The organism is Enterobacter sp. BNK-8, assembly GCF_048685095.1.
Classification (GTDB): domain Bacteria; phylum Pseudomonadota; class Gammaproteobacteria; order Enterobacterales; family Enterobacteriaceae; genus Enterobacter; species Enterobacter quasiroggenkampii.
Map to the genome: position 1 here is coordinate 630,684 of NZ_JBLQTN010000001.1, position 24,452 is coordinate 655,135.

Annotated in this window: 22 protein-coding genes; 8 read left to right on the top strand and 14 right to left on the bottom strand. The window is 54.7% G+C overall.

Annotated elements, in window-relative coordinates; all coding sequences use genetic code 11:
- Positions 1 to 41: 41 nt before the first annotated feature.
- The 4 genes from ACMGGU_RS02995 to xseB all read right to left on the bottom strand — a co-directional run bounded on the left by ACMGGU_RS02995 (position 42) and on the right by xseB (position 4,107).
- Complete coding sequence (locus ACMGGU_RS02995) at positions 42 to 1,016, bottom strand: aldo/keto reductase (RefSeq protein WP_045909786.1); 975 nt, start codon at positions 1,014 to 1,016, stop codon at positions 42 to 44.
- Positions 1,017 to 1,077: 61 nt separating this feature from the next.
- Positions 1,078 to 2,940, bottom strand: a complete 1,863-nt coding sequence (dxs, locus tag ACMGGU_RS03000; RefSeq protein ID WP_048030083.1) for a 1-deoxy-D-xylulose-5-phosphate synthase — start codon at positions 2,938 to 2,940, stop codon at positions 1,078 to 1,080.
- A 24-nt stretch (positions 2,941 to 2,964) separates the two neighbouring features.
- The gene (gene ispA, locus ACMGGU_RS03005) at positions 2,965 to 3,864 is read right to left on the bottom strand and encodes a (2E,6E)-farnesyl diphosphate synthase (protein WP_420300233.1); all 900 of its coding nucleotides are present in this window, start codon (positions 3,862 to 3,864) and stop codon (positions 2,965 to 2,967) included.
- A complete protein-coding gene (xseB, locus tag ACMGGU_RS03010) occupies positions 3,865 to 4,107 on the bottom strand; it encodes an exodeoxyribonuclease VII small subunit (RefSeq protein ID WP_045909783.1) in 243 nt (80 codons plus the stop codon).
- A gap of 191 nt (positions 4,108 to 4,298) precedes the next feature.
- On the opposite strand from xseB, the gene thiI reads away from it, so the two are divergent.
- Positions 4,299 to 5,747, top strand: coding sequence for a tRNA uracil 4-sulfurtransferase ThiI (gene thiI / locus ACMGGU_RS03015; RefSeq protein WP_196352033.1), 1,449 nt, complete (start codon positions 4,299 to 4,301; stop codon positions 5,745 to 5,747).
- 120 nt (positions 5,748 to 5,867) lie between these two features.
- Here thiI and yajL read toward each other — a convergent pair whose 3' ends face one another.
- Complete coding sequence (gene yajL, locus ACMGGU_RS03020; RefSeq protein WP_420300234.1) at positions 5,868 to 6,461, bottom strand: protein deglycase YajL; 594 nt, start codon at positions 6,459 to 6,461, stop codon at positions 5,868 to 5,870.
- On the bottom strand, positions 6,424 to 7,335 hold the full coding sequence (gene panE, locus ACMGGU_RS03025; RefSeq protein WP_023616113.1) for a 2-dehydropantoate 2-reductase: 912 nt from the start codon (positions 7,333 to 7,335) through the stop codon (positions 6,424 to 6,426). Before panE ends, yajL begins: the two co-directional genes overlap by 38 nt.
- A 121-nt stretch (positions 7,336 to 7,456) precedes the next feature.
- Between panE and ACMGGU_RS03030 the strand changes: the two genes are divergently transcribed.
- Positions 7,457 to 7,948 (top strand): YajQ family cyclic di-GMP-binding protein, encoded by a 492-nt coding sequence (locus tag ACMGGU_RS03030; protein WP_023293165.1) that lies wholly within the window; start codon positions 7,457 to 7,459, stop codon positions 7,946 to 7,948.
- 31 nt (positions 7,949 to 7,979) lie between these two features.
- On the opposite strand, the gene ACMGGU_RS03035 is transcribed toward ACMGGU_RS03030, so the two are convergent.
- From ACMGGU_RS03035 to ACMGGU_RS03070, 8 genes are all read right to left on the bottom strand, one after another.
- Positions 7,980 to 9,341 (bottom strand): MFS transporter, encoded by a 1,362-nt coding sequence (locus ACMGGU_RS03035; RefSeq protein WP_262796863.1) that lies wholly within the window; start codon positions 9,339 to 9,341, stop codon positions 7,980 to 7,982.
- A gap of 149 nt (positions 9,342 to 9,490) precedes the next feature.
- A complete protein-coding gene (gene cyoE / locus ACMGGU_RS03040) occupies positions 9,491 to 10,378 on the bottom strand; it encodes a heme o synthase (RefSeq protein WP_013095848.1) in 888 nt (295 codons plus the stop codon).
- 11 nt (positions 10,379 to 10,389) lie between these two features.
- Entirely contained in the window at positions 10,390 to 10,716 is a 327-nt protein-coding gene (locus ACMGGU_RS03045) for a cytochrome o ubiquinol oxidase subunit IV (protein ID WP_006176899.1), read from the bottom strand.
- Positions 10,716 to 11,330: a cytochrome o ubiquinol oxidase subunit III gene (locus ACMGGU_RS03050; protein WP_008503324.1), complete on the bottom strand. Its 615-nt coding sequence runs from the start codon at positions 11,328 to 11,330 to the stop codon at positions 10,716 to 10,718. The genes ACMGGU_RS03045 and ACMGGU_RS03050 overlap by 1 nt, the downstream gene beginning before the upstream one ends.
- Positions 11,320 to 13,311, bottom strand: a complete 1,992-nt coding sequence (gene cyoB / locus ACMGGU_RS03055; RefSeq protein WP_014168864.1) for a cytochrome o ubiquinol oxidase subunit I — start codon at positions 13,309 to 13,311, stop codon at positions 11,320 to 11,322. Before cyoB ends, ACMGGU_RS03050 begins: the two co-directional genes overlap by 11 nt.
- 16 nt (positions 13,312 to 13,327) lie before the next feature.
- Complete coding sequence (gene cyoA, locus ACMGGU_RS03060) at positions 13,328 to 14,275, bottom strand: cytochrome o ubiquinol oxidase subunit II (protein WP_008503322.1); 948 nt, start codon at positions 14,273 to 14,275, stop codon at positions 13,328 to 13,330.
- 479 nt (positions 14,276 to 14,754) lie between these two features.
- Positions 14,755 to 16,230, bottom strand: a complete 1,476-nt coding sequence (ampG, locus tag ACMGGU_RS03065; protein ID WP_395299841.1) for a muropeptide MFS transporter AmpG — start codon at positions 16,228 to 16,230, stop codon at positions 14,755 to 14,757.
- Positions 16,231 to 16,276: 46 nt separating this feature from the next.
- Positions 16,277 to 16,855, bottom strand: coding sequence for a lipoprotein (locus ACMGGU_RS03070; RefSeq protein ID WP_420300235.1), 579 nt, complete (start codon positions 16,853 to 16,855; stop codon positions 16,277 to 16,279).
- A 305-nt stretch (positions 16,856 to 17,160) separates the two neighbouring features.
- On the opposite strand from ACMGGU_RS03070, the gene bolA reads away from it, so the two are divergent.
- From bolA to hupB, 6 genes are all read left to right on the top strand, one after another.
- Positions 17,161 to 17,478, top strand: coding sequence for a transcriptional regulator BolA (gene bolA / locus ACMGGU_RS03075; RefSeq protein ID WP_021241655.1), 318 nt, complete (start codon positions 17,161 to 17,163; stop codon positions 17,476 to 17,478).
- A 330-nt stretch (positions 17,479 to 17,808) separates the two neighbouring features.
- The gene (gene tig / locus ACMGGU_RS03080) at positions 17,809 to 19,107 is read left to right on the top strand and encodes a trigger factor (protein WP_008503318.1); all 1,299 of its coding nucleotides are present in this window, start codon (positions 17,809 to 17,811) and stop codon (positions 19,105 to 19,107) included.
- 260 nt (positions 19,108 to 19,367) lie between these two features.
- Complete coding sequence (gene clpP, locus ACMGGU_RS03085; RefSeq protein ID WP_008503317.1) at positions 19,368 to 19,991, top strand: ATP-dependent Clp endopeptidase proteolytic subunit ClpP; 624 nt, start codon at positions 19,368 to 19,370, stop codon at positions 19,989 to 19,991.
- A gap of 126 nt (positions 19,992 to 20,117) precedes the next feature.
- Positions 20,118 to 21,392: an ATP-dependent protease ATP-binding subunit ClpX gene (gene clpX / locus ACMGGU_RS03090; protein ID WP_008503316.1), complete on the top strand. Its 1,275-nt coding sequence runs from the start codon at positions 20,118 to 20,120 to the stop codon at positions 21,390 to 21,392.
- A 182-nt stretch (positions 21,393 to 21,574) separates the two neighbouring features.
- Positions 21,575 to 23,929, top strand: a complete 2,355-nt coding sequence (lon, locus tag ACMGGU_RS03095; RefSeq protein WP_008503315.1) for an endopeptidase La — start codon at positions 21,575 to 21,577, stop codon at positions 23,927 to 23,929.
- Positions 23,930 to 24,139: 210 nt separating this feature from the next.
- The gene (gene hupB, locus ACMGGU_RS03100) at positions 24,140 to 24,412 is read left to right on the top strand and encodes a nucleoid-associated protein HU-beta (RefSeq protein ID WP_002444653.1); all 273 of its coding nucleotides are present in this window, start codon (positions 24,140 to 24,142) and stop codon (positions 24,410 to 24,412) included.
- Positions 24,413 to 24,452 lie beyond the last annotated feature (40 nt).

Here is a 24,452-nt window from a genome sequence, read left to right on the forward strand (position 1 = left end):
GGGGGGCGGTTCCGCCTTACCCGGCCTACAAAAGATGGGGGTTACTTAAACCCCACCACCGGATGCTGCTGATACGGCGTCTCCAGCTCGGCAACCTGCTCCGGCGTCAGCGTGATATCCACTGCATTCAGCAGTTCGTCAAGCTGCTCTTCCCGGGATGTGCCGATAATCGGCGCCGCGACGCCGCGTTTACCCAGCAGCCATGCCAGCGCTACCTGGGCGCGGGTTGCGCCGGTATCGTCGGCAATTCCGGCTAAGCGTTCAGCGATCAGGGCATCGCTGGCCTCTGTTCCTTCGTAGAGATTTTTTCCCACTTCATCCGAGACCAGACGGGCCGTGGTTTCTCCCCACGGACGGGTCAGGCGGCCGCGCGCGAGCGGGCTCCACGGGATCACCGCCACGCCCTCCTGATGGCACAGCGGCAGCATCTCACGTTCTTCTTCACGGTAGATCAGATTGTAGTGGTCCTGCATGGTGACGAAGCGCGCCCAGCCGTGCTGTGCCTGCAGATCCAGCGCCTGAGCAAACTGCGAGGCATGCATAGACGACGCGCCGATATAGCGCGCTTTACCGGCTTTGACGACGTCGTTGAGTGCTTCCAGCGTCTCCTCAATGGGCGTGTTGTAATCCCAGCGGTGAATTTGCAGCAGGTCGACGTAATCCATGTTCAGACGCCTGAGGCTATCATCAATGGAACGCAGGATCTGCGCGCGAGAAAGGCCCTGAGCCAGGTCGCCCACCGGATAGTACACCTTGGTGGCAACCACGATGTCTTCCCGACGGGCAAAATCACGCAGGGCGCGGCCGACAATCTCCTCGCTGCTGCCGTCGGAATAGCTGTTGGCGGTGTCAAAGAAGTTAATGCCGCCCTCGATGGCGCGTTTGATAATCGGACGGCTGCTCTCTTCCGGCAGCGTCCAGGCGTGGTTTCCCCGATCGGGTTCGCCAAAGGTCATGCATCCCAGACAAAGCCGGGATACCTTAAGGTCTGTTTTTCCTAATGTTGTGTATTGCACGGTCCGCTCCTGCTGTTTAAACAATACGTTTAAGCATAGCAGGAGCGGAAAAGGGGAGGGTTCAGTCCAGCCAGGCGCGGATTTTAGCTTCGATACCGGCAGCGTCCAGGCCAATCGCCGCGCGGGCTTCGTCCTGGGTACCTTGCGGGATGAAATGGTCCGGCAGGCCGAGGTTCAGCACCGGAACGGCTTTACGGTTTGCCATCAGCACCTCGTTCACGCCGCTGCCCGCACCGCCCATAATCGCGTTCTCTTCCAGCGTGACCAGCACGTCATGCGCCTCAGCCATACTCAGGATCAGGGATTCGTCGAGCGGTTTCACAAAGCGCATATCGACCAGGGTGGCGTTCAGCGTTTCAGCCACTTTCGCCGCCTCAGGCATCAGCGTGCCGAAGTTCAGAATCGCCACTTTTTCACCGCGACGTTTGACCAGACCTTTACCGATCGCCAGCTTCTCCAGCGGCTGCAGCTCAACGCCCACCGCGTTGCCGCGCGGGTAGCGAACGGCGCTTGGGCCATCCTGATAGTGGTAGCCGGTAAACAGCATCTGACGACATTCGTTCTCGTCGCTTGGCGTCATGATCACCATATCCGGAATGCAGCGCAGGAACGACAGGTCAAACGCGCCCTGGTGCGTCTGGCCGTCGGCACCGACAATGCCCGCACGATCGATAGCAAACAGCACCGGCAGCTTCTGGATCGCCACGTCGTGGATCACCTGATCGTAGGCGCGCTGCAGGAAGGTGGAATAGATAGCGACAACCGGTTTGTAGCCGCCGATGGCCAGGCCAGCGGCAAACGTCACCGCGTGCTGCTCGGCAATGGCCACGTCGAAATACTGGTCAGGGTATTTTCTGGAGAACTCCACCATGCCGGAGCCTTCGCGCATGGCCGGGGTGATCGCCATCAGCTTGTTGTCTTTTGCGGCGGTTTCGCACAGCCAGTCGCCGAAGATTTTTGAATAGCTCGGCATGCCGCCGCTGCTTTTCGGCAGACAGCCGCTGGACGGGTCAAATTTCGGTACCGCGTGGAAGGTAATCGGATCTTTTTCCGCCGGTTCGTAGCCACGGCCTTTTTTGGTCATGATGTGCAGGAACTGCGGACCTTTCAGGTCACGCATGTTCTTGAGCGTGGTTACCAGTCCCAGCACGTCATGGCCGTCAACCGGGCCGATATAGTTAAAGCCCAGCTCTTCAAACAGGGTGCCCGGCACGACCATGCCTTTGATGTGCTCTTCGGTGCGCTTGAGCAGCTCTTTGATCGGCGGTACACCGGAGAAGACCTTCTTGCCGCCTTCACGCAGCGAGGAGTAAAGCTTGCCGGAAAGCAGCTGCGCCAGATGGTTATTCAGCGCGCCGACGTTTTCGGAAATCGACATTTCGTTATCGTTAAGCACAACCAGCATGTCCGGCTTGATGTCACCCGCGTGGTTCATGGCCTCAAAGGCCATACCGGCAGTGATGGCGCCGTCGCCAATCACGCAGACGGTGCGGCGCTGCTTGTTCTCTTTTTCGGCAGCAACGGCAATCCCGATGCCTGCAGAAATAGAGGTGGAGGAGTGCCCGACGCTCAATACGTCGTACTCGCTTTCCCCGCGCCACGGGAACGGGTGCAGACCGCCTTTCTGTCGAATGGTGCCAATTTTATCGCGACGTCCGGTCAGAATTTTGTGCGGATAAGCCTGGTGACCCACGTCCCAGATCAACTGATCGAACGGCGTGTTATAGACGTAGTGCAGCGCCACGGTCAGCTCTACCGTGCCAAGCCCGGAGGCGAAATGGCCGCTGGAGCGGCTTACGCTGTCGAGCAGGTAGCGACGCAGTTCGTCGCACAGCTTCGGCAGGCTCTCTTTCGGCAACAGACGTAACTCCTGGGTGGAGTCAACTAACGCCAGTGTCGGGTATTTGGCAATATCAAAACTCATCAAAGGCTCATCGAGATATATAGTTTATTTATCACGCTGGATTATATAGTCCGCTAGCGCTTCCAGTGCCGAGGTATCCAGCGATTGCGCGGCCAGCTGATTCAGCGACTGGCGGGCATCGTCAATCAGATCCCAGGCTTTACGTTGGGCTTGCTCAAGACCCAGCAGGGCGGGGTAGGTACTTTTGCCAAGCTGCTGGTCCGCACCCTGACGTTTACCCAATGTTGCAGTATCGCCCACCACATCCAGAATGTCATCCTGAACCTGGAATGCCAGACCGATACTTTCTGCGTATCTGTCCAGAATCGGCAGGGCTTTGCGCCCTTGCTCACCCGCGCTTAGTGCGCCAAGACGAACGGCTGAACGAATCAATGCCCCGGTTTTATGGCGATGAATACGCTCCAGCTGTTCCAGATTAACCTGACGTCCTTCGGCTTCAAGATCCAGGGCCTGTCCGCCGCACATGCCCGCCACGCCGCTGGCCATGGCCAGTTCGGAAATCATTGCCAGCCGGTCACGGTCAGCCACTTCGGCCATCGGCGCGTCGCTCAGAATCGAGAACGCCAGCGTCTGCAGGGCATCACCCGCCAGAATGGCATTCGCTTCGCCAAACTTGATATGGCAGGTGGGTTGACCCCGACGCAAGTCGTCGTCGTCCATGGCCGGGAGATCGTCGTGGATCAGCGAGTAGGCATGGATGCACTCAACGGCGGCTGCCGGGGCGTCCAGCGTGTTATCGCTGATGCCAAACATGTTGCCTGTGGCGTACACCAGGAACGGGCGCAGGCGCTTTCCACCCAAGAGTGCGCCATAGTGCATGGCTTCAACCAGTGGAGTGTTCTGAAAAGGCTGTGGCGCAATAAAACGGCGCAGGGCGTCGTTGGCGCGCATGACACGCGCCTGAAGCTCGTTGGCAAAATCCATTTACTCGGCGTCCGGTGTGAAAGGCGTGGTTTTCGCCTCTTCGCTGTCGGACAGCAGGATCTGCACGCGCTGTTCGGCCTGTTGCAGCTTAACCTGACCCTGGCGCGCCAGCTGGACGCCGCGCTCGAATTCGTTGAGCGCCTCTTCCAGCGGGAGATCGCCGCTCTCGAGGCGGGTAACAATTTGCTCCAGTTCACTCAGCGCAGTTTCGAAACTGGCCGGTGCGTCGTTCTTCTTCGGCATAGTGAATTGACTCTTATATTCTTCGCCCCGACATGGTAACGGACTCGGGCGGATAAGCAAATAACGCGCAATGTGCACAGGAGCGGCGCGATGGTGGTATACTTGCGCGCCTGGATGCAGCCACGGGTGTGGGCTGCTGTACTCTTTTCCATTACAAGCCTTAACAGGCTTGCCTAAGAAACATTGCCGCCATGAAGTTTATCATTAAATTGTTCCCTGAAATCACCATCAAAAGCCAATCTGTGCGTTTGCGCTTTATTAAAATTCTCACCGGGAACATTCGTAACGTATTAAAGCACTACGACGAAACCCTCGCCGTGGTGCGCCACTGGGACCACGTTGAGGTCCGTGCCAAAGACGAAAACAAACGTCAGGATATTCGCGACGCCCTGACCCGTATTCCAGGTATCCACCATATCCTGGAAGTGGAAGATGTCCCGTTCAGCGATATGCACGACATCTTCGAGAAAGCGCTGGTCCAGTACCGCGACCAGATCGAAGGCAAAACCTTCTGCGTGCGCGTGAAGCGTCGCGGCAAGCACGAGTTCAGCTCCATTGAAGTGGAGCGTTACGTCGGCGGCGGTCTGAACCAGCACGTCGAGTCTGCGCGCGTGCGCCTGACCAACCCGGACGTAACCGTTAATCTGGAGATCGAAAACGATCGACTGCTGCTGGTGAAAGGCCGCTATGAAGGCATCGGCGGCTTCCCGATCGGCACCCAGGAAGACGTCCTGTCCCTGATCTCCGGCGGCTTTGACTCCGGCGTCTCCAGCTATATGCTGATGCGCCGCGGCTGCCGCGTACACTACTGCTTCTTTAACCTGGGCGGCGCGGCGCACGAAATCGGCGTTCGTCAGGTGGCACATTACCTGTGGAACCGCTTCGGCAGCTCCCACCGCGTGCGTTTCGTGGCAATTAATTTCGAACCGGTGGTCGGCGAGATTCTGGAGAAAGTGGACGACGGCCAGATGGGCGTCATCCTGAAGCGCATGATGGTCCGTGCGGCGTCCAAAGTGGCTGAACGCTACGGCGTGCAGGCGCTGGTCACCGGCGAAGCGCTGGGCCAGGTCTCCAGCCAGACGCTGACCAACCTGCGCCTGATCGACAACGTGTCTGATACGCTGATCCTGCGTCCGCTGATCTCTCACGATAAAGAACACATCATCGATCTGGCGCGCGAAATCGGCACCGAAGATTTTGCCCGCACCATGCCGGAATACTGCGGCGTGATCTCAAAAAGCCCAACGGTGAAAGCGGTGAAGGCGAAGATCGAAGCGGAAGAAGAGAACTTCGATTTCAGCATTCTGGATAAAGTGGTGGAAGAAGCGTCCAACATTGATATCCGCGAGATCGCTCAGCAGACCGAGCAGGACGTGGTTGAAGTGGAGACCGTGAGCGGTTTCGGCGCGAACGACGCGATTCTGGATATCCGCTCGATTGACGAGCAGGATGACAAACCGCTGCAGGTGGAGGGTGTGGAGGTGGTTTCTCTGCCGTTCTATAAGCTGAGCACGAAGTTTGGCGACCTCGACCAGAGCAAAACGTACCTGCTGTGGTGTGAGCGTGGGGTGATGAGTCGCCTGCAGGCGCTGTATCTGCGCGAGCAGGGCTTTGCGAATGTGAAGGTGTATCGTCCGTAGCGTGCGGCCTGATGCCCTCACCCCGACCCTCTCCCACAGGGAGAGGGCGCAAACATTAAAAACGGCAACCTTTGGTTGCCGTTTTGCTTTTACCTCGCGCCACCCGGCTTTTTTTATGCACTACTCTTCATAGTAATTATAAATCCCCGCTGGCATCACCAGTGATGACGCCACTTCGTACGCCTTCTCGCGCCCGACCAGCAGGTCGATAATCTTTAAGCCAAAATCAATCGCGGTGCCCGGGCCCTGGCTGGTCAGCAGGTTGACGCGCGGATCCCAGACGACGCGTTTGTCCACCCACTGATCTTCCGGAATGGTGTCTTTCAGCCCCAGGAAGCCGGTCATATTGCCGATGGGGAAAATGTCGTGCGGAACCAGCACCGTTCCGGCGGCGGCGCAGATTGCCGCGACAATGCGCCCGGATAAATGAAACTGACGCACGGTCTCAACCAGCAGCGGGCTGTCGCGAAAATACTCCGCGCCCTTCAGGCCACCGGGCAGGACGATGATGTTGTAATCCCCGTCGGCCACCTGCACGAGCGGAGCATCGGCCAGCAGCTTCACGCCGCGCGAGCAGGTAATCGCCAGGCTGCCGTCGCTGGCGACGCTGGCGGTTGTCACGTTAATGCCGCCACGCACCATCAGATCGATGGTGGTGACCGCTTCCATCTCTTCGCTACCAGGGGCGAGGCAGATCAGTGCCGACGCGCTCATATTCACTCTCCTTACGTTTAACCAGGTCATACAGACGGGCGTTTTCCGGCACCGCGATGCCGTGCGCGCGGGCGCGTTTGAGCAGATATCCGGTGATGTAGTCGATCTCCGTGTGGCGTAATGCCCGAACATCCTGCAGCATCGAGGAGATGTTCTCAGCCGTACTCTCAATAACCTGCTCGACATAACAGCGCAAATCGTCTGCCGAGGTATGCAGGCCTTCCCGCTCAACGACCGCCGCGACTTCCGCACAGAGCAGTGCAACCTCCTGTGGATGATTTTTCAGCTCTCCGTTCGGGCAGTTCCACAGCGCCGTCAGCGGATTGATCACGCAGTTGACGGCCAGCTTGCGCCAGAGTTGTGGACGAATATGGTTATGCCAGGCCACGTCTGGCAGCACCTTCTGCAGCACATCGGCAAGATAGCTGTAGTCCCCATCCTGCGTTCTGGCAGGCCCGATGTGCGTCACGCCGCTGGCGACATGCACGATGATGTTGCCGTCGCGACGGGCAGCGTGCGTGGTTGTCGCCATCAGCAGGGGCTGCGGAACGCTTTTCAGCTCGTCAAGGGTTCCCATGCCGTTATGCAGCAGCAGGATGGGCGAAGTGGGGGGGAGCTGGGCGGCCAGTGTCTTGACCGCGTCCGAAACCTGCCACGCTTTGAGCGTTACCAGTAAAAGGTCGCTTTGCGCCAGGAAATCAGGATCGTTCGCGGTGAGGGATTCGTTAAAGATGCTTCCGTCTTCACCAATCAGGTTTACACTGCAATAGGGCTGGGGCACGCGCAGCCAGCCCTGAACCTCATGTCCGTGCTTGCACAGCGCGGTCAGCCATAGCTGACCAAGGGCTCCACATCCGAGCACTGTAATTTTCATTGTTCCTCCTCACCTGCAACTGCGCCAGGTGTTACAGCTTAATTATACAGCTAAGCTTCTGTTGAGTTATGCCTCGTAGCGGGTATTATGCAACGCAACAAAAGTGAAGGGAGAAGAAAAGATGCCATCTTTCGATATTGTTTCCGAAGTTGATATCCAGGAAGTTCGCAACGGCGTTGAGAACGCAACCCGCGAAGTAGAGTCACGTTTCGATTTTCGTGGCGTTGAGGCGTCGTTTGAGCTGAACGACGCAAATAAGACCATTAAGGTGCTGAGCGAGTCTGATTTCCAGGTAAATCAGCTGCTCGACATTCTGCGCGCCAAGCTGTTAAAGCGCGGCATCGAAGGGACGTCTCTGGATGTGCCGGACGAGTTTGTGCACAGCGGTAAGAACTGGTTTGTGGAAGCCAAGTTGAAGCAGGGCATCGAGAGCGCGGTGCAGAAGAAGATTGTGAAGCTCATCAAAGACAGCAAGCTGAAGGTGCAGGCGCAGATTCAGGGCGAAGAGATTCGCGTGACCGGTAAGTCCCGCGACGACCTCCAGTCCGTGATGGCGCTGGTGCGCGGCGGCGATCTGGGGCAGCCGTTCCAGTTTAAAAACTTCCGCGATTAATATAAAAAGCCCGGTTTAACCGGGCTTTTTTTCACGCCTTGAGCGCCTGCTCGACCTCGAAACGGTTGGTCACCTTACTGTCAATTTTGACGTAAGCGCTGCGCTCTTCGGGAACAATCAGCACCTCTGTGATCCCGTCTTTAGCTTCCAGACGCTGTTTCAGCACATCGCTCATCTCCACATCATCCGGAATTTCTACGCGCAGGCTGCTCACGTAGCGCGGCTCTTTCATGGTACCGGCGACCAGCAGCCAGACTGTCGCCAGCAGCGCCCCCGCGAGAAACACGGTTTGTGAATCAAAGAGTCCGTCCACCCAGCCGCCAAGCGAGCCGCCGATCGCCACGCCGAGGAACTGGCTGGTGGAATAAATGCCCATTGCCGTGCCTTTATAACCGGCGGGGGACTCTTTGCTGATCAGTGACGGCAGCAGGGCTTCCATCAGGTTAAATGCCAGGAAGAACAGCTGCACGCCGGCAATCAGCTCCCAGAAGTGCGGGCCGGCACCCCAGAGCACGATCTCGGCAATCAGCAGGACCGCCACGCAGCCCACGAAGACGCGCTTCATTTTGCGCTTCACTTCGGCGTAGATGATGAACGGCACGACGGAGACAAACGAAATCAGCATCGTAACCAGATAGATTTTCCAGTGCTCGGCCGCCGGAAAACCCGCTGCGGCAAGCTGGCCGGGCAGGGCAACAAAGGTCGACATCAGCAGAATGTGCAGACACATAATGCCAAAATTCAGCTTAAGCAGGCGCGGCTCGACAATCACTTTGCTGAAGCAGCCTTTTACCATCCCCGACTCACGGTTGAGGACGTGGTTTTTGCTGTCCGGCACGACCCACAGGGTTAAGGCAATACCGATGGTTGCCAGCACGGCAATCATCCAGAACAGGGCGTGCAGACCCAACGTGTGCGTAATGATGGGGCCGAGCACCATCGCAATCGCAAATGTCACGCCAAAGCTCACGCCGATGAACGCCATCGCTTTGGTACGGTTTTGCTCGCGGGTTAAGTCTGACAGCAGCGCCATCACCGCAGCGGCAATCGCGCCGGAGCCCTGCAGAGCGCGGCCAAGAATAATGCCCCAGATGGAGTGGGAGAGGGCGGCAATGACGCTCCCGAGCACAAAGACCAGCAGCCCGCCGACAATCAGCGGCTTGCGGCCCACCCGGTCAGAGAGCAGGCCAAACGGGATCTGGAACACCGCCTGCGCCAGACCATAAATGCCAATGGCGAGGCCAATCAGTGCCTCGCTGGCCCCCTGCAGCGCCATACCGTACGTGGTCAGAACAGGCAGGACCATAAACATGCCAAGCATCCGTAGCGAGAAGACAGTCCCTAAGCCCCAGGTCGCGCGTAGCTCGCCTGGCGTCATTTTATAATCGTTCATTACCACCTCAGTTCAAAAGCAGGCCATAGTGTAGTGCGGGGAAGGGGCGGGGTAAATAAAGGGTTATTTAACAAATATTACATGCGTTATTAATAGATTCAGTGAATAAAAAAGGGTGCCGAAGCACCCCTTTATTCACCTGTTGTGGCTTACCAGACGTAAGTCAGCAGGTTATGTGAATCCGGCACCATGAAGTCCACGGACATCATCACGGACAGCGAGGTGATGGCCACAATCGAGAACACAAACAGCTTGCGCGCCCAGACTTTGTCATCTTCCACTTTGTAACCGCGCAGCGCCATGCCGAGCCACCAGACGCTCACCGCAGCCGCTACCGCCAGATATTTGTATCCAGCGTAACCACCCAGAGAGAGCATCAGCGTTGCCACGGCAAAGGCGATGATGTACAGCGTGATGTGGTTCTTGGCAACGGAGATGCCTTTCACGACCGGCAGAACCGGGATGTTCGCTGCCTGATAATCCTTAAAGCGGAAAATCGCGATGGCATAGGAGTGCGGCATCTGCCACAGGCTAAAGATAGCCAGCAGGATCAGCGCACCGCTGTCGAACTCATTCGTGACCGCGCAGTAGCCAATCACCGGCGGCGCAGCGCCGGAGAGAGAACCAATCAGCGTGCCGTAGACGGAGTGACGCTTCATATACAGGCTGTAGACGCCCACATACACCACGAATCCCATCACCCCCAGCCAGCAGGCCAGCGGGTTAGCACCAAACCACAGCAGCATAAAGCCAGCAATACCCAGCAAGGTGGCGTACACCAGCGAGACGGAAGGGGCGATCAGGCCTTTCACCAGCACCCGATTTTTGGTCCTTTCCATCTTCTTGTCGATATCCATGTCGATGTAGTTGTTAAATACACAACCGGACGCAACAACCAGTGACACACCGACCAGCGTGTAGATAAAGAGGGTGTAATCAATGCTGCCTTTGGAGGCCAGCAGGAACCCTCCGATCACGGAGATCAGGTTGCCAAAGATGATGCCTGGTTTCGTTACTTGCAGGTATTGCTTAAACATACTCGCCGCTCTTAGTGAACCATCATGTTGTAGTTGAGGTTCCACATAATCCAGATGGAACCGACTACCAGGATAGCGATGATAATCACGGTAAAGATAAAGGCGGTCATGTTCCAGCCTTCATCGGACTTGGTGTTCATGTGCAGGAAGCAAACCAGATGCACCAGAATCTGAATCACCGCGGTCACCAGGATTGCACCCAGGATAACCGGCTTAGACGCAGAACCGCTCATCACCATCCAGAACGGGATCACCGTCAGGATGATCGACAGGATGAAACCTGTCATGTAGGTTTTTACGCTGCCGTGGGAAGCGCCATGATCGTTAGAATGACTCATTACATCGCCCCCATCAGATAGACAACAGAGAACACACAGATCCACACCACGTCCAGGAAGTGCCAGAACAGGCTCAGGCACAGGATACGGGTACGGTTAGTACTGGTCAGGCCGCGACGGGAGATCTGGAACATCAGTACTGCCATCCAGATCAGACCGGAGGTCACGTGCAGACCGTGGGTGCCGACCAGCGCGAAGAACGCGGACAGGAAGCCACTGCGATCCGGGCCGAAGCCTTCCATGATCAGGTGATGGAATTCATAGATTTCCATCCCGATAAATCCAGCACCAAACAGCCAGGTCAACGCCAGCCAGGACACAACCTGGCTCTTGTTGTTTTTGTACATGGCGATAGCCGCCATGCCGTAGGTGATGGAGCTGAATAACAGCAGTGCGGTTTCAACCAGAACGAACGGCAGTTCAAAGATGTCCTTGCCGGTCGGGCCGCCCGCTGTGCCGTTCACCAGAACGGCATAGGTCGCGAACAGACAGCAGAACAGAATGCAGTCGCTCATCAGGTAGATCCAGAAACCGAAGACTTTGGTCGGTCCTGTATCGTGGTGCGCATGCTCATGCGCGTGGGCAGTTGAGTGCGCCAGAGTATCAGTTGCCATTTTTCAGCCCCGCTTTAGAAATCTCGTCGAAATGCTGATTTTCCAGCTTCTCAACTTCACGGACTGGTACGTAGTAGTCCACGTCCTCGTCAAAGCTCTTCACAATCCAGCTGATTACGATGCCAGCGAAGCCAACAATCGCCATCCACCAGATGTGCCAGATCATTGCGAAACCAAATACCGTCGCGAAAGCGGCAATCACGATGCCCGCACCGCTGTTTTTCGGCATGTGGATCTCTTCATAATGAGCAGGTTGCTTGTACGCTTCACCTTTTTCTTTCATTTCCCAGAATGCGTCGCGTTCATGAACCTGCGGCACGATGGCAAAGTTATAGAAAGGCGGTGGAGAAGAGGTTGCCCACTCCAGCGTACGGCCACCCCATGGGTCACCGGTCAGGTCACGATTCTGGTCGCGGTCGCGAATAGACACGTAGAACTGAATCAGCTGAGACGCGATACCACAGGCAATCAGCACGGCACCGCCCGCTGCAACCATCAGCATTGGGTGGAACTGCGGATCGATCTGCTGGCTCAGACGACGGGTCATACCCATGAAGCCCAGCACGTACAGCGGCATAAATGCCACGAAGAAGCCGATGATCCAGAACCAGAACGCGCGTTTACCCCATTTCTCGTTCAGCGTGAAGCCGAACGCTTTTGGCCACCAGTAGGTTACGCCAGCGAAGCAGCCGAAGACCACGCCACCGATGATAACGTTATGGAAGTGCGCAATCAGGAACAGACTGTTGTGCAGAACGAAGTCAGCACCTGGTACTGCCAGCAGTACGCCGGTCATCCCACCTACGGAGAAGGTCACGATGAAGCCGATGGTCCACAGCATTGCTGAGTGGAACACGATACGGCCCTGGTACATGGTGAACAGCCAGTTGAAGATCTTCACCCCGGTCGGGATGGCGATAATCATGGTGGTAATACCGAAGAAGGCGTTTACGTTCGCGCCCGCACCCATGGTGAAGAAGTGGTGCAGCCAAACGATGAACGACAGAACGGTAATACACACGGTTGCCCACACCAGAGAGGTGTAACCAAACAGACGTTTACGCGAGAAGGTTGCTGCGATTTCGGAGAACACACCGAACACAGGCAGAACCAGGATGTACACTTCCGGGTGACCCCAGGCCCAAATCAGGTTGATGTACATCATCATGTTGCCACCCATATCGTTCGTGAAGAAATGGGTGCCCAGGTAGCGGTCCAGGGTCAGCAGCGCGATGGTGACGGTCAGGATTGGGAAGGAGGCAATAATCAGGATGTTGGCGCACAGAGATGCCCAGGTAAATACCGGCATCTTGAACATGGTCATGCCAGGGGCACGCATCTTGATAATGGTCACGAAGAAGTTGATACCGGTCAGGGTTGTACCGACACCGGAGAGCTGAAGCGCCCAAATCCAGTAGTCGACGCCAACGCCCGGACTGTACTCAATTCCTGACAGCGGTGGGTAAGCCAGCCAGCCGGTCTGCGCGAATTCGCCCACACCCAGTGACAGGTTAACCAGGATAACGCCGACAACCGTGAACCAGAAGCTCAGGTTGTTCAGGAACGGGAACGCCACGTCGCGCGCGCCGATTTGCAGCGGAACGACCACGTTCATCAGACCGATAACCAGCGGCATCGCCACGAAGAAGATCATGATAACGCCGTGGGCGGTAAAGATCTGATCGTAGTGGTGCGGTGGCAGGAAGCCGGCTTCACCCGCAGAGGCGAGTGCCTGCTGGCTACGCATCATGATTGCATCCGCAAAGCCACGAATTAACATGACGATACCGACGATGCAGTACATGATACCGAGTTTTTTGTGGTCAACCGAAGTCAGCCACTCGTTCCACAGGTAGCTCCACTTACCGAAGTAAGTGATTAAGGCCAGTAAGGCCGCGCCACCAATGATAATTGCAGCCACCGTAACCACGATAATCGGTTCATGGTAGGGCACTGCATCCAGTGTCAATTTTCCGAACATTTTCTTCCTCGGCCCCTTAGTGAGCGGTTTCCGCGTGGCTCATGTCCATGCCTTCCATACCTTCGTGCGCGCTGTGCTCGCCTTCAGGCTGGGTCATGTCCATGCTCTTGCCGTGATCCATAAATTTGCCAATCACATCTTTGAACAAATCGGGTTTCACGTTAGAGAAGTACTCCACCTTGTTGTATTCGCTAGGTGCAGCCACTTTTTCGAACGCCGCCATGTCAGACATGGTGTTTGGAGACTGCTTCGCTTTTTCAACCCACTGGTCGAAAGCGGCACGGTCTGGCGTTGCAATAGCTTTGAACTTCATACCTGAGAAGCCCGGGCCGCTATAGCTGGCGGAGATACCATCATAGGTGCCTGCTTCATTCGCGATCAGGTGCAGGTTAGTCTGCATGCCGGCCATCGCGTAAATCTGGCTACCCAGACGCGGGATGAAGAAGGAGTTCATTACGGAGTTGGAGGTCACTTTGAACTGAACCGGAGTGTTCGCCGGGAAGGCGATTTCATTCACGGTAGCAATACCCTGCTCTGGATAGATGAAGAACCATTTCCAGTCCATGGAGACCACTTCGATGGTAATAGGTTTTTCATCGTGAACCAGCGGCTTGCTCGGCTCAAGTGCGTGAGTGGTTTTCCAGGTCAGTACGGCAAGGAACAGGATGATCAGGATAGGTACCGTCCAGACCACAGCTTCCACTTTATTGGAGTGTGACCAGTTCGGGCTATACTTCGCATCTTTATTGCTCGCACGATACTTCCAGGCGAAACCAACAGCCATCAAAATGGCTGGAATAACCACAATCAACATCAGGCCAAAAGCCGTCAATATCAGTGAACGTTGTTCCAGTCCAATCTGTCCTTTGGGGTCTAGTAGTGCAGAATCACAGCCACTGAGTAATACAGTGCCTGCGAATAATGACAACCATCCCAAACTTTTATTGTATTTCCTGAGTCTCATTTAACGACCTCAATTCCACGGGAGTCTGGTGGCGTTTAAAGTGTGCGGGCATTTTACGGGAAGGTTACATTACTGTAAACATCATTAGGCCTGTGTCAGGAAGGTGTTACCGGGTTCTGCCGCACGTGTCACAAGTGTTGCAAATTATGTCGGTTTTTATGACCGAAGCCGCATGAGATGGGCTTTATAACGAAAGGACCCCCAAGCATACCCTAAAAGGGGCAATTGGTATAACCATTGTTAAAAATAAACAAAAAATTAACAATTGATTATCAATAAAAAGACATCTAAAAAACGAAAAATCAAACAATCACATGCTGAATCGTTTAATGAAAAATAGCGTTTTGGAACCGGAGCCAATAATTTCCAAATCCTATCCCGCACAAAACAACAAATATTTTTTTTCGTCGCTGGTGGCTATTTCACCGTTATAATTTCGGTTAGTGATTACAACGGGAAATAACCTTTCGTATTTTTCTTCAGGTCAGCTGCGTTTTACGCAACGCCATGAAATCGAGCAGACCCCCGGTCAGGATCCCAACGATGGCCAGCAGGGCACCGGCGTCCAGCAGAAGGGCCCCGAAGGGGAGTGCCAGAGACGTGCTGGCATTAATAATGAGCACCACAAGCCAGAGTGCCAGCGCAATGCAGCCCACCATTAACAGTCGTAACGCAAAACGGTAGGCGCGGTGATATTCGGTGCGCGGCATAAAGTGTTCGGTCCGCTGGGTATATTGCAGCGTCTGGCGACACACCAGCAACAATAAAATCCCCGGCACGGCAGCCACGACCGAGAAGAGATAAAATGTTGGCCAACCGTGGGCTTCCACGAACCAGCCGGCAATTGGGCCTACATAAACGCGGCCTACGGCAGAGAGCGCCGAGAGCAGTGCGAACTGCGTAGCGGAAAATGACTTGTTGCACAGGGTCATCAGCAGGGCGACAAAGGCCGCTGTCCCCATACCGCCACAGAGATTTTCAAAAAATACCGCCGCAGCCATGCTGATCATATGTTTGTCGGTAATCGACAGCAGCCAATAGCCTGCGTTAGAGGCGCCTTGCAGAATGCCGAAGATCAGCAGCGCGCGGAACAGCGTCAGGCGCTGCATCAGCACGCCGCCATACAGTGCCCCGACAATGGTCGCAAACAGCCCCAGCGTTTTATTCACCACGCCCACTTCACCGGCGTCAAAGCCGACACCCCTGATCAGGAAGGTGGTGGTCAGGCTCATGGCAAAAGCGTCACCCAGCTTATAAAGGACGATAAGCAGCAGGATCAGCCAGGCGTTGTTGCGGCCAAAGAAGTCACGCAGCGGTTCGGCGACGGCCTGCTCCAGCGAGCGGGGAACCGGGATAACGTCACTCGGTTCAGGCGCCAATAGTGTCGCGATAATGCAGGGGATCAGCAGAGCAGCCATCAGCCAGTACATCCCCTGCCAGCCTAAGTAACGGTCTGCCAGCCACAGCGCCAGCCCGCCGGAGACCAGCATCCCGAGGCGATAGCCCAGCACGCTGATGGCCGCACCGGCACCGCGCTCTTCCGCTGGTAACACGTCCGTCTTCCAGGCGTCGAACACGATATCCTGAGAGGCGGAACAGAAGGCAATCACCACCGCAAGCGCGGCCATCCAGCGCAGCTGCGTGGCGGGTTCAAGAAAACCCATCGCCGCAATGGCCAGCAATAGCAGGAGTTGCGTCATCACCAGCCAGCCGCGACGACGCCCGAGGAAAGGCGGCGTGTAACGATCCATGACCGGAGACCACAGAAACTTGAATACATAGGCCTGACCCACAAGCGAGAAGAAGCCAATGGTTTTCAGATCGATGTTCTCGACCGTCATCCACGCCTGAAGCGTGCCGGAGGTGAGCGCGAGGGGTAAACCCGAGGCAAAGCCGAGGATCAGCAGAATCGCTGATTTCGGTTGCTGGAAAATGCGTAAGTAATGGCTGGACATGTTCTTATAAAACTGACCCGGCGATAGACCGGGTCAGCGGGCAGGATTAACGCGCGTTCTGCTTGATGAAGTCGTGAATGCTTGTGTCCTGCGCCATGTCGGAAATGGTATCCGTCAGCACGCTGTTAACCGCATCAGCAATATTTTTATTCGATGCCTGGAACGCGCCTTCTACAGAGTAGCTCGCGCGATAGTTCTTGGTCATCTTGTTACCGTTCTTCGCGGTCGCGATGATGGCGATATCCGCTTTGGTGGCGATGTTGTAGCGCACGTTGCCCTGAGACACATCAGCGTACAGGTTGTTCACGATGATCTGCAGATCCACCGCGCCGCTTGGGCCAACCATATAGCCACGGGAGGTCATCTGTTTCTCCAGCACTTCCTGCAGCAGGAAGCGCAGGTCGCGGGAGGCGGTGAGCGTCACCTGCTGGTTATCGCGGGTCACTTTAGCCAGAGCCTGATCCTGACGCTGATCGGCGCCGTTAATGCTCACGGTGACGCCCATCAGGCTTGGGTCCTGCTGAGGCAGGGTGATTTTCGGTGAGACATCAATGGTGGTCGGCGGGGTAGCGCAGCCTGCCAGCATAAAAAGGGCTACCAATGGAAAGAAGATTTTTTTTAACATTTTAAGGTTCTCACGAATCGTAAGCATAATAGAGAGAAAAATTGCCGCCATCATAACATCGCCAACGGTCAGGGGAAGTGGTCAACGCATGTAAATTCATCGTCTTGTCCGAAAACTGACCAGCTCACCCATTTTCTCCTTCCACGGATGACAAAAGGTATGAGCCTCACAGTGAACTTCATTCGTTTGAATGAGAAAATCAGACGAAAGCTAAATATTTGTTGTCAAGGTGTAATGGAAACGGTAAAAGCGGCTAACATTTAAAGGGATGGGTGACATCCTGGCGTTGTCGGAGGAGTAATTTCATGATGATACGTGAGCATATAGAAGATAAATTAAGGGCAGCGTTCAACCCTGTGTTCCTCGAAGTCGTCGACGAAAGCTATCGTCATAACGTACCGGCAGGTTCTGAAAGCCACTTTAAAGTGGTTCTGGTTAGCGATCGCTTCACGGGAGAACGTTTCCTGAACCGACATCGCTTGATCTACAGCACCTTGACGGAAGAGCTCTCCACGACCGTGCATGCGCTGGCACTGCATACCTACACCATTAAGGAATGGGAAGGCTTGCAGGATACGGTTTTCGCATCGCCGCCCTGTCGCGGTGCAGGCACTATCGCCTGATAAATCGGATTTGCAACGGCTGGAGCTTTTCCAGTATGTTGCTTACAGATTTCCTCAAAACGGCCTCCGGGCCGTTTTGTTTTGTCTGAGTTTTGAGCGGATGGTGCGATTTTAAGGCTAAAAATAGCCTTAAAGTGTGAAAAAAGCCGCAGCAACATGCCCCAACCGTTCTCGACTCACCTAAGTGATGCCGCTATAATGCCGCGTCTTATTGAATGTCTTCGGGATGATTCTGGCGACAGGGAATGTGAATCTGCACTAAGAGAGCATCCCGGTATAACAGACAGATTCAGAGTTGACCGAGCACTGTGATTTTTTTGAGGTAACAAGATGCAAGTTTCAGTTGAAACCACTCAAGGCCTTGGCCGCCGTGTAACGATTACTATCGCTGCTGACAGCATCGAAACTGCTGTGAAAAGCGAGCTGGTCAACGTAGCAAAAAAAGTACGTATTGACGGCTTCCGTAAGGGCAAAGTACCAATGAATGTTGTTGCTCAGCGTTATGGCGCTTCCGTGCGTCAGGATGTGCTGGGTGAACTGATGAGCCGCAACTTTATCGATGCGATCATCAAAGAAAAAATCAATCCGGCCGGTGCGCCAAACTACGTTCCAGGCGAATACAAACTGGGCGAAGACTTCACCTACTCCGTAGAGTTCGAAGTGTACCCGGAAGTTGAGCTGAAAGGTCTGGAATCTATCGAAGTTGAAAAACCGATTGTCTCCGTGACTGACGAAGACGTTGACGGCATGCTGGACACCCTGCGTAAGCAGCAGGCGAACTGGAAAGAGAAAGAAGGCGCTGTTGACGCGGAAGACCGTGTGACCATCGACTTCACCGGTTCTGTAGACGGCGAAGAGTTCGAAGGCGGCAAAGCGTCTGACTTCGTACTGGCAATGGGCCAGGGTCGTATGATCCCAGGCTTCGAAGATGGTATCAAAGGCCACAAAGCGGGCGAAGAGTTCACCATCGACGTGACCTTCCCTGAAGAGTACCACGCTGAAAACCTGAAGGGTAAAGCAGCGAAGTTCGTGATCAACCTGAAGAAAGTGGAAGAGCGCGAACTGCCAGAACTGACTGAAGAGTTCATCAAACGTTTCGGCGTGGAAGACGGTTCTGTTGCTGGCCTGCGTACCGAAGTGCGTAAAAACATGGAGCGCGAGCTGAACGGTGCTGTGCGCAACCGCGTGAAGTCTCAGGCGATCGAAGGTCTGGTGAAAGCCAACGAAATCGACGTTCCTGCTGCCCTGATCGACAGCGAAATCGACGTTCTGCGCCGTCAGGCTGCACAGCGTTTCGGTGGCAACCAGCAGCAAGCGATGGAACTGCCACGCGAGCTGTTCGAAGAGCAAGCGAAACGTCGCGTTGTGGTTGGCCTGCTGCTGGGCGAAGTGATTCGTACCCACGAGCTGAAAGCTGACGAAGAGCGTGTGAAAGGCCTGATCGAAGAGATGGCTTCTGCATACGAAGATCCATCAGAAGTGATCGAGTTCTACGGTAAGAACAAAGAGCTGATGGACAATATGCGCAACGTAGCCCTGGAAGAGCAGGCGGTTGAAGCGGTACTGGCGAAAGCGAAAGTGACCGAAAAAGCGACCTCTTTCAACGAACTGATGAACCAGCAGGCGTAATTTCGCCCCAACGGTTTAAAGTTTGAACAGAAAACCCGTTGCCTTGCGGCAGCGGGTTTTTTTTATCGCAGCCAGAGCCCAGGAAGAGTGCTAAAACGCCCTTTCGGTGTTAGCGTAACAACAAAAGGTTGTTATGCTTGAAATAGGGCACTGTGAACCCCATAAGTACGTAATCATGATGAATGAGACTGGCTGATAATCCGTCCGTAAGGTTACAATCAGTACAGCAGGTGTTTTCAATTTTGATCCAGGAGACGGAAATGTCATACAGTGGCGAACGAGATAACTTTGCACCCCATATGGCTCTGGTGCCAATGGTTATTGAACAGACCTCACGTGGTGAGCGTTCTTTTGATATCTATTCCCGTCTGCTCAAGGAACGCGTTATCTTTCTGACCGGCCAGGTGGAAGACCACATGGCTAACCTGATCGTGGCGCAGATGCTGTTTCTGGAAGCGGAAAACCCGGAAAAAGACATTTACCTGTACATTAACTCCCCGGGTGGCGTGATTACAGCAGGGATGTCCATTTATGACACCATGCAATTCATCAAACCGGATGTCAGCACGATCTGTATGGGTCAGGCAGCATCTATGGGCGCGTTCCTGTTAACCGCAGGGGCGAAGGGTAAGCGTTTCTGCTTGCCAAATTCCCGCGTGATGATTCACCAGCCGCTGGGCGGTTACCAGGGGCAGGCGACGGATATCGAAATCCACGCCCGCGAAATTCTGAAAGTAAAAGCGCGCATGAATGAACTTATGGCGCAGCATACGGGTCAACCTCTCGAGCAGATCGAGCGCGATACCGAGCGCGATCGCTTCCTCTCTGCTTCAGAGGCAGTTGAGTACGGCTTAGTCGACTCCGTGTTGACCCATCGTAATTGATGCCCGCGACGCGAGTGTGCCGCTATACTAAGGTAGGGCGGCACGCTGCTTGATGCAGCTTGCGTCTTAGAATGGCATTTGCGTCGTCATGTGCGGCACAAAGAACTTAAAAAGAGGTTTGGACTCATGACAGATAAACGCAAAGATGGTTCGGGCAAACTGCTGTACTGCTCTTTTTGCGGCAAAAGCCAGCATGAAGTGCGTAAACTGATTGCCGGGCCGTCCGTGTATATCTGCGACGAATGCGTCGATTTATGTAACGACATCATTCGCGAAGAGATTAAAGAAGTCGCACCGCACCGTGAGCGCAGCGCGCTGCCAACGCCGCATGAAATTCGTCATCACCTTGACGACTACGTCATCGGCCAGGAGCAGGCCAAGAAAGTGCTGGCGGTAGCGGTCTATAACCACTACAAACGCCTGCGTAACGGCGATACCAGCAATGGCGTGGAACTGGGTAAAAGTAACATTCTGCTCATCGGCCCAACCGGTTCCGGTAAAACGCTGCTGGCTGAAACCCTGGCGCGTCTGCTTGATGTTCCGTTCACCATGGCGGATGCCACCACCCTGACCGAAGCCGGTTACGTGGGTGAGGACGTCGAAAACATCATCCAGAAACTGCTGCAGAAGTGCGATTACGACGTACAGAAAGCCCAGCGCGGGATTGTTTACATCGATGAGATCGACAAGATCTCCCGTAAATCCGACAACCCGTCCATCACTCGTGACGTATCGGGTGAAGGCGTACAGCAGGCACTGCTGAAGCTGATCGAAGGTACGGTTGCCGCCGTTCCGCCACAGGGGGGTCGTAAACATCCGCAGCAGGAGTTCCTGCAGGTTGATACCTCCAAGATCCTGTTTATCTGTGGCGGTGCCTTTGCTGGTCTGGATAAAGTTATCTCCCACCGTGTTGAAACCGGCTCCGGCATTGGTTTTGGCGCAACGGTGAAATCCACATCCGAAAAACCGAACGAAGGCGAGCTCCTAGCACAGGTTGAACCAGAAGATCTGATCAAATTCGGTCTGATCCCTGAATTCATCGGTCGTCTGCCGGTTGTGGCTACGCTGAATGAGCTGAGTGAAGAGGCGCTGATCCAGATCCTGAAAGAGCCGAAAAATGCGCTGACCAAGCAGTATCAGGCGCTGTTCAATCTGGAAGGGGTTGATCTGGAATTCCGCGACGAAGCGCTGGATGCGATTGCCAAAAAAGCAATGAGCCGCAAAACCGGCGCGCGTGGCCTGCGTTCTATCGTTGAAGCGGCACTGCTCGACACCATGTACGATCTGCCGTCGATGGAAGACGTTGAGAAAGTGGTGATTGACGAGTCGGTCATCAGCGGTCAAACCAAACCGCTGCTGATTTACGGCAAACCGGAAGCCCAGCAGGCATCTGGCGAATAATTCACCAAATCATACAAGCAGTTAATCAAAAAGGGGGGATTTTATCTCCCCTTTACTTTTTCCGTATTCATAGCGTTGAATGTGTGGGAAACATCCCCATATACTGGATACATGTTAATGGTTATGTGAAGCACAGTGACATGACCAGCTTACCTGGCGGACACTAACTAAGAGAGAGCTCTATGAATCCTGAGCGTTCTGAACGCATTGAAATCCCCGTATTGCCGTTGCGCGATGTGGTGGTTTATCCGCACATGGTCATACCCTTATTTGTAGGGCGGGAAAAATCTATCCGTTGCCTCGAAGCCGCTATGGATCATGATAAAAAAATCATGCTGGTGGCGCAGAAAGAAGCATCAACGGATGAGCCGGGTGTAAACGATCTTTTCACCGTCGGGACCGTGGCCTCTATTTTGCAGATGCTGAAGCTGCCTGACGGCACCGTGAAGGTGCTGGTAGAAGGCCTGCAGCGTGCGCGTATTACCACTCTGTCAGACGACGGCGAACACTTCTCTGCGAAGGCAGAGTACCTTGATTCGCCTGAACTTGATGAGCGCGAACAGGAAGTGCTGGTTCGCACCGCGATTAGCCAGTTTGAAGGCTATATCAAGCTGAACAAGAAAATCCCACCAGAAGTGCTGACGTCGCTGAACAGCATCGACGATCCTGCACGTCTGGCGGACACCATCGCTGCACACATGCCGCTGAAGCTGGCTGACAAACAGTCCGTGCTGGAAATGTCCGACGTTAACGAACGTCTGGAATACCTGATGGCGATGATGGAGTCTGAAATCGATCTGCTGCAGGTTGAGAAGCGTATTCGCAACCGCGTGAAAAAGCAGATGGAGAAATCTCAGCGTGAGTACTATCTGAATGAGCAAATGAAGGCCATTCAGAAAGAGCTGGGCGAGATGGACGATGCGCCGGACGAAAACGAAGCGCTGAAGCGTAAGATCGACGCGGCGAAGATGCCGAAAGAGGCGAAAGAGAAAGCCGAAGCAGAACTGCAGAAGCTGAAAATGATGTCTCCGATGTCGGCTGAAGCGACCGTCGTACGCGGCTACATTGAGTGGATGGTGCAGGTTCCGTGGAACGCCCGCAGCAAGGTCAAAAAAGACCTGCGTCAGGCGCAGGAAATCCTCGATACCGACCACTACGGCCTGGAACGTGTGAAAGACCGCATTCTTGAGTACCTTGCGGTACAGAGCCGTGTAAACAAAATCAAAGGCCCAATTCTGTGCCTGGTAGGACCGCCGGGGGTGGGTAAAACCTCTCTGGGCCAGTCCATCGCCAAAGCGACCGGACGTAAGTATATCCGTATGGCGCTGGGCGGCGTACGCGATGAAGCGGAAATCCGCGGTCACCGCCGTACCTACATCGGTTCTATGCCGGGTAAACTGATCCAGAAGATGGCGAAAGTGGGCGTTAAAAACCCGCTGTTCCTGCTCGATGAGATCGACAAAATGTCCTCGGACATGCGTGGTGACCCGGCGTCTGCGCTGCTGGAAGTGCTTGATCCAGAACAGAACGTGGCGTTCAGCGATCACTACCTGGAAGTGGACTACGACCTGAGCGACGTGATGTTCGTGGCGACGTCGAACTCCATGAATATTCCGGCCCCGCTGCTGGACCGTATGGAAGTGATCCGTCTCTCCGGCTATACCGAAGACGAGAAGCTGAACATCGCGAAACAGCACCTGCTGCCGAAACAGATTGAGCGTAACGCGCTGAAAGCCAACGAGCTGACCGTCGAGGACAGCGCGATTATTGGCATCATCCGCTACTACACCCGTGAAGCGGGCGTGCGTAGCCTTGAGCGTGAAATCTCTAAACTGTGCCGTAAGGCGGTGAAACAGCTGCTGCTGGATAAGAGCCTGAAACACATCACGATTAATGGTGATAACCTGCATGCCTATCTCGGCGTTCAGCGCTTCGACTATGGTCGCGCGGATAACGAAAACCGCGTTGGCCAGGTGACCGGTCTGGCATGGACGGAAGTGGGCGGCGATTTGCTGACCATCGAAACCGCTTGTGTACCGGGTAAAGGCAAGCTGACCTATACCGGCTCGCTGGGTGAAGTGATGCAGGAGTCCATTCAGGCGGCGCTGACCGTGGTGCGCGCGCGCGCGGAGAAACTGGGTATCAACCCGGATTTCTACGAAAAACGCGACATCCACGTACACGTACCTGAAGGGGCGACGCCGAAAGATGGTCCAAGCGCGGGTATTGCCATGTGTACCGCTCTGGTTTCTTGCCTGACAGGTAACCCGGTGCGTGCTGATGTGGCAATGACCGGTGAAATCACCCTGCGCGGTCAGGTTCTGCCAATCGGTGGCTTAAAAGAAAAACTGCTGGCGGCGCATCGTGGTGGGATCAAAACCGTATTGATCCCTTACGAAAACAAACGCGATCTGGAAGAGATTCCGGACAACGTGATTGCCGACCTGCAGATCCATCCTGTTAAGCGGATTGAGGAAGTACTTAGTCTCGCATTGCAGAATGAACCGTCCGGAATGCAGGTTGTAACCGCAAAATAGTGACCTCGCGCAAAGAGCGTCAATAAAAACAAGGCTGGTAAGTCATTTCGCACTTGCCAGCCTTTTTTTGTATAGCTAATTTAGATTGCTGATTAGGTCAGCCATCAACAACGGGTGTTGTAAGGTCATGGCAGGCCTGATATAACTGCTGCGCGGTCGCGTTGTGAAGGATTCAGGCGCGATATAAATTATAAAGAGAGGAAGAGAACAGTGAATAAATCTCAACTGATTGACAAAATTGCTGCTGGTGCTGATATTTCTAAAGCTGCAGCTGGACGTGCGTTAGATGCATTAATTGCTTCTGTTACTGAATCTCTGCAGGCTGGGGACGACGTTGCACTGGTAGGCTTCGGTACTTTTGCTGTTAAAGAGCGTGCTGCCCGTACTGGCCGCAACCCTCAGACCGGTAAAGAGATCACCATTGCTGCCGCTAAAGTGCCGGGTTTCCGTGCAGGTAAAGCGCTGAAAGACGCAGTAAACTGATTGCTTTCCCGTTTCAGGGAAGCCGGATAGTACAAGGGCG

What these genes read in the sequence shown, in the direction of transcription:
- clpP (WP_008503317.1), top strand. Translation starts at nt 19,368, where the DNA reads ATGTCATACAGTGGCGAACGAGATAACTTTGCACCCCATATGGCTCTG.
- ACMGGU_RS03070 (WP_420300235.1), bottom strand. Translation starts at nt 16,855, where the DNA reads ATGTTAAAAAAAATCTTCTTTCCATTGGTAGCCCTTTTTATGCTGGCA.
- clpX (WP_008503316.1), top strand. Translation starts at nt 20,118, where the DNA reads ATGACAGATAAACGCAAAGATGGTTCGGGCAAACTGCTGTACTGCTCT.
- dxs (WP_048030083.1), bottom strand. Translation starts at nt 2,940, where the DNA reads ATGAGTTTTGATATTGCCAAATACCCGACACTGGCGTTAGTTGACTCC.
- panE (WP_023616113.1), bottom strand. Translation starts at nt 7,335, where the DNA reads ATGAAAATTACAGTGCTCGGATGTGGAGCCCTTGGTCAGCTATGGCTG.
- ispA (WP_420300233.1), bottom strand. Translation starts at nt 3,864, where the DNA reads ATGGATTTTGCCAACGAGCTTCAGGCGCGTGTCATGCGCGCCAACGAC.
- tig (WP_008503318.1), top strand. Translation starts at nt 17,809, where the DNA reads ATGCAAGTTTCAGTTGAAACCACTCAAGGCCTTGGCCGCCGTGTAACG.
- ACMGGU_RS03030 (WP_023293165.1), top strand. Translation starts at nt 7,457, where the DNA reads ATGCCATCTTTCGATATTGTTTCCGAAGTTGATATCCAGGAAGTTCGC.
- xseB (WP_045909783.1), bottom strand. Translation starts at nt 4,107, where the DNA reads ATGCCGAAGAAGAACGACGCACCGGCCAGTTTCGAAACTGCGCTGAGT.
- cyoB (WP_014168864.1), bottom strand. Translation starts at nt 13,311, where the DNA reads ATGTTCGGAAAATTGACACTGGATGCAGTGCCCTACCATGAACCGATT.
- yajL (WP_420300234.1), bottom strand. Translation starts at nt 6,461, where the DNA reads ATGAGCGCGTCGGCACTGATCTGCCTCGCCCCTGGTAGCGAAGAGATG.
- thiI (WP_196352033.1), top strand. Translation starts at nt 4,299, where the DNA reads ATGAAGTTTATCATTAAATTGTTCCCTGAAATCACCATCAAAAGCCAA.
- ACMGGU_RS03035 (WP_262796863.1), bottom strand. Translation starts at nt 9,341, where the DNA reads ATGAACGATTATAAAATGACGCCAGGCGAGCTACGCGCGACCTGGGGC.
- bolA (WP_021241655.1), top strand. Translation starts at nt 17,161, where the DNA reads ATGATGATACGTGAGCATATAGAAGATAAATTAAGGGCAGCGTTCAAC.
- ampG (WP_395299841.1), bottom strand. Translation starts at nt 16,230, where the DNA reads ATGTCCAGCCATTACTTACGCATTTTCCAGCAACCGAAATCAGCGATT.
- lon (WP_008503315.1), top strand. Translation starts at nt 21,575, where the DNA reads ATGAATCCTGAGCGTTCTGAACGCATTGAAATCCCCGTATTGCCGTTG.
- cyoA (WP_008503322.1), bottom strand. Translation starts at nt 14,275, where the DNA reads ATGAGACTCAGGAAATACAATAAAAGTTTGGGATGGTTGTCATTATTC.
- cyoE (WP_013095848.1), bottom strand. Translation starts at nt 10,378, where the DNA reads ATGTTTAAGCAATACCTGCAAGTAACGAAACCAGGCATCATCTTTGGC.
- ACMGGU_RS03045 (WP_006176899.1), bottom strand. Translation starts at nt 10,716, where the DNA reads ATGAGTCATTCTAACGATCATGGCGCTTCCCACGGCAGCGTAAAAACC.
- ACMGGU_RS03050 (WP_008503324.1), bottom strand. Translation starts at nt 11,330, where the DNA reads ATGGCAACTGATACTCTGGCGCACTCAACTGCCCACGCGCATGAGCAT.